Genomic DNA, 4,434 nt, shown 5'->3' on the forward strand with positions numbered 1-4,434 from the left:
GCGCTCGCGACGGCCGCGGCACTGGTGATCGTCGGCACGTCGGGCGGCCTCGCGCTGGCCGGGCTGCGCGGCGGGGACGGGGGCGCGGTCACCCCCGCGGTGACCCAGAAGGCGACACAGCCGTCGACCGCGGAGGAACGGCATGTGTACGCACCGCAGGAGACCATGCTCGCGGCGGGCACCTCGCAGGGCGAGACGTGGTACGTCACGGTCGACGTGTGGGGCGCCCCCCGCACCAAGGCGGAGGCCGAGGCCCAACTGCTGGCCATGTCCAACCGTCACGAGCAGCCCTGGGACAAGGACAAGGCGTCCGCACTGGTCGGCAAGATCACGTACTTCGTGGGGCGGGCCTTCGGGAGTGGAGACCCGGTTTTCCTGACGGGTAATTCGGTCTCCAAGCAGGACGCCATGGCGGGCACGGACCTCGAGTCGGCCGCGACCCCCCTGGACCCGAAGAAGACCGACGGCCCCCTGCCCCTGGTGGTCGGCCACGTCGCCAAGACCGCGCAGGAGGTCACCTGCACCTGGAAGGACGGCTCGTCCACCGTGGCCCGCAGGGTGCCCGCGGGGGCCGACGTCAACAGCGACGAAGCGGCGATCCGCCCGGCGGCCGGCTCTCCGGACAACTGGTTCGTGTGCGTGGCACCGGGGAGGACGGACTCGGAATCGGCGGAGGTGACGAAGTAGCGCGGCGAGCGCGGCGCCGTGGATGAACTGGCGCCGCAGCAGGGCACGTTCGCCTGGGGGCGTGGCGTGCTGATCCCGTTGGGCCGGCACGCCGAAAAGTGCGGTCGCCATCGCCGGGAATCCCGTCCTGACGGTCCTCGGGCGGGGTGCCGGCAGGGATTCACCGGGGCCCCGGGGTGACGTCCTTCAGGCGTCGACTCCCGCCCCGTACAGAGGAGTTGACGAGCTTCGCGTGAGCGTCCCGAATAGGTTCTGACCTGGGCTTTCGACCCGTCCGCTCCTAGGATCGGTGCATCGGAGAGGAGGTCTGGATGGACCGGACGGATCGGGACCAGCACGGGCGTGACATCCGCACGGTCGACGACGTGCTCCGGCTTCTGGACGGGCTGTTCGCACCGGAGGCCGATCGTTGGAGTTCTCGGGGTGCCTCCTGGTGGGACGGGTTCTATGCCGACCGTGACAAGCCGGTGCCGTTCTTCGTGGCGAAGCCGGACGAGAATCTGGTCGGGTATCTCGACCGGGGGCTGATACCCGGGGGCGGCCGTGCTCTGGACCTGGGGTGCGGTCCGGGGCGCAACGCCCTTCAACTGGCCGCGCGGGGCTTCGAGGTGGACGGGGTGGATCTGTCGCCGACCGCTGTCGCGTGGGCGGAGGAGAGAGCCCGTGACTCGGGAATCCCGGTCCGCTTCCACTGCGGAGACGCGTTCGCCCTGACCCCCACCGAACTCCCCGGCCCCTACGACCTCGTCTACGACTCCGGCTGCTTCCACCACCTGCCCCCGCACCGGCGCATCAGCTACCTCGCCCTGCTGGACCAAGTCCTCGCCCCCGGCGGTCACTTCGCGCTCACCTGCTTCGCGGCGGGTGGGATGGGCTCGGAGTTGTCCGACGCCGAGTTCTACGGTGGCTCCGGTCTGCAGGGTGGACTGGCCTACACGGCCGACGAGTTGCGGTGGATCTTCGGGGACCTGGAGGAGGTCGAGCTGCGCCGGATGCGTGACGAACCGGCCGAATCTCCGTGCTTCGGGGAGGACTTCCTCTGGACGGCGTTGTTCCGACGGGGACTCGGGGCGTAGGGCCGGGCTACAGCCACCCCTGTTGTCGGGCCTCCCGCATCGCTTCCATGCGGTTGCGGGTGCCCGTCTTGCCGATCGCCGACGAGAGGTAGTTGCGGACGGTCGACTCGGAGAGGTGGAGCTTCGTGGCGATGTCGGAGACCGTCGCGCCGTCCACCGAGGCCTTGAGGACATCGCATTCGCGGGCGGTCAGCGGGTTCGGGCCCGCGCTCAACGCGGCGGCGGCCAGCGCCGGGTCGATGACCGTCTCGCCGGTCAGGACGCGGCGGATCGCGGCGGCCAGTTCCTCCACCGGGCCGTCCTTCACCAGGAAGCCGGCCGCGCCCGCCTCCATCGCCCGGCGCAGATAGCCGGGGCGGCCGAAGGTCGTGAGGATCAACACCCGGCAGTCGGGGGCCTGTTCGCGGAGTTCGGCGGCGGCCTCCAGGCCGCTCATGCCGGGGAGTTCGATGTCCAGGAGGGCGACGTCGGGGCGGTGGATCAGGGCGGCGTCGACGATCGTGTCACCCCTCCCGACCTGGGCGACGACCTCCAGATCCGCTTCCATCCCGAGCAGCAGGGCGAGGGCGCCGCGCATCATGCCCTGGTCCTCGGCGAGCAGCACTCTGACGGACTTGGCGGGCCGGTGGTCCCGGGGCATCTCATCCACGGGGCAAGCGTAAGGCCCAGGGCGATCCGGGGCGGTTATCAAAAACTCTTCATTGTTCGCGTCCGCGAGTCTTGACGGTCTTCGGCTGCGGGCAAACAATCTCCTCGGCATTCTGCGGCAGTTCCGGGAATTCCGTGGCCTGGCCGATTTCGGAAAACTTTCGACAGTTCGACATTTCGATCGCGAATTGGTTCGGCATTTCGATCGAACGGCGTCCGGTATATCGACCAGTCGCCGATGTTCCACCCGCACCCGCGTCACCCACCCACCCGCACGCGCGCCACCCACCCGCACCGCCCTACCAGGAACAGAAAAAGAGGTGCACCGTGTTCTTGAGACTCCTCCGCACTCGGCCGCGCCGGCTGAGAAACGCGACCCTGGCCGCACTGTCGGCGCTCGTGACCGTCCTCGCACTGGCCGTAGGCGTTCCGCAGGCGTCGGCCGCCACCTCGCTCCCGTGCGACATCTACGCCACCGCCGGGACACCCTGCGTCGCCGCGCACAGTCTCGTCCGGGCGCTCTACTCGTCGTACAACGGCTCGCTCTATCAGGTGCAGCGCGCCTCCGACAGCGCCACCGCGAACATCGGGCTGCTGACGGCCGGAGGATATGCCAACGCGGCGGCCCAGGACTCGTTCTGTTCGGGTACGACGTGCATCATCACCAAGATCTACGACCAGTCCGCGCGCCACAACGACCTCACGATCGAGGGTGCGGGCGGGGCCGGTGTGGCCGATGTCGGGTCGCCCGCGGACGCGCTGCCGGTGACCGTCGGCGGGCACCAGGTCTACGGCCTGGAGATCTCGGCCGGGATGGGCTACCGCGACAACTCCACCTCGGGCGTGGCCACCAACGGCGCGGCCGAGGGGATGTACATGGTGACCTCGGGCACGCACGTCAACGGCAGCTGCTGCTTCGACTACGGCAACGCCGAGACCAACAACCAGGACACCGGCAACGGTCACATGGACGCGATCAACTTCGGCACCGAGTGCTGGTTCTCGCCCTGCTACGGCGGGGGTCCCTGGGTGCAGGCCGACCTGGAGAACGGGCTGTTCCAGTCGGACTCCGGGTACAGCAAGAACACGGCGAACACCGGTACCGGGGCGATGCCGTTCGTCACCGCTTTGCTGAAAAACAACGGTCAGGACCATTTCGCGCTGAAATACGGAAACGCGCAGTCGGGGAGTCTCACGACCACCTATTCCGGGGGTGAGCCCACCACGAGCGGTTACTCGCCCATGCACCAGGAGGGCGCGATCGTCCTGGGCACCGGCGGGGACAACAGCAACGGCTCCATAGGCTCGTTCTTCGAGGGCGTCATGACGGCCGGCATCCCGACGGACGCCGCCGACAACTCCGTACAGGCCAACATCGTGTCCGTCGGCTACGGCGGCACCACTGGCACCACCGGCACACTGGCGGCCGGGTCGGAGATCTCGCTGCGTGCGACGACCTCGTGCTGCACGGCCGACTACATCCGCCACCAGAACAACGCGGCGGTCCTCTCGGCCATCACGTCGAGCAGCACGGCACTCGACAAGGGCGACGCCACCTGGATCGTCCGCCGGGGACTGGCCGACAGTTCCTGCTACTCCTTCGAGTCGCGGAACTACCCCGGTGACTTCCTGCGGCACTACAACTACCAGCTCTACCGCCAACCCATGGTCGGGACAACGCAGTTCAGACAGGACGCCACGTTCTGCGCCTCGACCGGCAAGAGCGGCACGGGCACCTCGTTCGCGTCGTACAACTACCCGACCAGATACCTCCGGCACTACAACTACAACGTCTACATAGCGAGCGACGGCGGTTCGAACGCCTTCGACAGCGCCACCTCGTGGACGGACGACGTGAGTTGGGTCGTCACGGCTCCCTGGGCGCCGTAGCCGCCTCGGAGGCGATGACAGGTTCCAGGTTCAAGTCCGTCTGCTCCACCGGGAGTTCGGCGGTGACCGTGAAGCCGCCGCGCGGCGACGGGCCGGCCCGCAGGGAGCCGCCCGCCGCCGCGAGGCGTTCGGT

At 68.7% G+C, this 4,434-nt stretch carries 4 protein-coding genes and 1 pseudogene; 3 read left to right on the top strand and 2 right to left on the bottom strand.

The window, feature by feature from the left end; genetic code table 11:
* A partial coding sequence (locus R6V09_RS46920; RefSeq protein ID WP_317887576.1) for a hypothetical protein occupies positions 1–687 on the top strand: 687 nt, incomplete at its 5' end.
* Between the two features lie 311 nt (positions 688–998).
* Positions 999–1,763, top strand: a complete 765-nt coding sequence (locus R6V09_RS46925; protein ID WP_317887577.1) for a class I SAM-dependent methyltransferase — start codon at positions 999–1,001, stop codon at positions 1,761–1,763.
* A gap of 7 nt (positions 1,764–1,770) precedes the next feature.
* On the opposite strand, the gene R6V09_RS46930 is transcribed toward R6V09_RS46925, so the two are convergent.
* On the bottom strand, positions 1,771–2,403 hold the full coding sequence (locus tag R6V09_RS46930; RefSeq protein WP_317887579.1) for a response regulator transcription factor: 633 nt from the start codon (positions 2,401–2,403) through the stop codon (positions 1,771–1,773).
* Positions 2,404–2,738: 335 nt separating this feature from the next.
* On the opposite strand from R6V09_RS46930, the gene R6V09_RS46935 reads away from it, so the two are divergent.
* Positions 2,739–4,301, top strand: a complete 1,563-nt coding sequence (locus R6V09_RS46935) for an alpha-L-arabinofuranosidase B (RefSeq protein ID WP_317887578.1) — start codon at positions 2,739–2,741, stop codon at positions 4,299–4,301.
* Here R6V09_RS46935 and R6V09_RS46940 read toward each other — a convergent pair.
* Positions 4,279–4,434 (bottom strand): annotated as a pseudogene (locus R6V09_RS46940) (sensor histidine kinase); the annotation flags it as partial. The gene R6V09_RS46935 and the pseudogene R6V09_RS46940 overlap by 23 nt on opposite strands.

The sequence above is a fragment of the Streptomyces sp. W16 genome, assembly GCF_033194735.1.
Lineage (GTDB): Bacteria > Actinomycetota > Actinomycetes > Streptomycetales > Streptomycetaceae > Streptomyces.